This is a genomic window from Anaerococcus lactolyticus ATCC 51172 (assembly GCF_000156575.1).
Taxonomy (GTDB): domain Bacteria; phylum Bacillota; class Clostridia; order Tissierellales; family Peptoniphilaceae; genus Anaerococcus; species Anaerococcus lactolyticus.
Window position 1 is genome coordinate 1 of the sequence record NZ_GG666045.1, and the last position, 978, is coordinate 978.

The following is a 978-nucleotide window of genomic DNA, read 5'->3' on the forward strand; positions in this document are numbered from 1 at the left end:
ACCTGATCATATACCAAAAGAATTTAATGATAGGTCGACCTTATGGAATAAAGTAGAAATGGCAGAAAAAAATTCTAATGCACAACTAGCAAGACAATTCATAATAGGACTACCAAAAGAATTATCTTTAAGTGAAAATAAAAACCTAGTCGAAAGATTTATAAAAGAAAATCTAACATCACAAGGAATGATAGTAGATTATGCAATTCATGATGAGAGTCAAGATAAAAATGGAAATATTCATTGTCATATAATGACCATAATGCGACCCATAAACGAAAAAGGAGAGTTCTTAGCAAAGTCAAAAAAAGAATATATCCTAGATGAAAAAGGAGAAAAAGTATTAAACAAAAATGGAAAACCTAAAACAAGAAAAGTAGAACTAACAACCTGGAACGATAAGGGCAATGTAGAAAAATGGAGAGAAAATTTTTCATACCTTTGCAATGAATATCTAGCAAAAAACAAGATAGAAAAAAGAGTAGACCATAGAAGTTTTAAAAGACAAAATTCAGATTATCTACCGACAATCCACTTAGGATCAGCAGCAAGTGCAATGGAACGAAAGGGAATAGAAACTGACAAGGGAAACTATAATAGAGAAATAAGAAAATATAATGACTTGGTAAAAACAATAAAAGAAGAGATAAAAACATTAAAGGGTTGGATAGGAAATTTATTAGATAACCTATCTACTGCTTATGAAAAATTTAAGGATATAGAAAGAGATAAGGTAATAGACAACCCTAAACTTTTTAATCTAACAAATTATCTATTAACTTATTCAGAAATTCAAAAAGAAAAAAGTAAATATCTAAAAGGATATGCAAAAACTAATAAAGAAAAATATGACTTCAAAAAGCTAACAAGTGCATATAGTTATTTAAGAAAAAATAACATAGAAACCATAGGTCAGTTACAAACAAAAATAGAAACTTTAAAGTCTAATAGTTACAAACTAAATAAAAAAGCAAAGAT

Annotated in this window: 1 protein-coding gene; it reads left to right on the plus strand. The window is 27.6% G+C overall.

Going from position 1 to position 978, the window contains the following annotated elements; genetic code table 11:
* Positions 1-978, plus strand: a 978-nt coding sequence (locus HMPREF0072_RS02550) for a MobA/MobL family protein (protein WP_039931022.1), incomplete at both ends; no start/stop codon positions are given.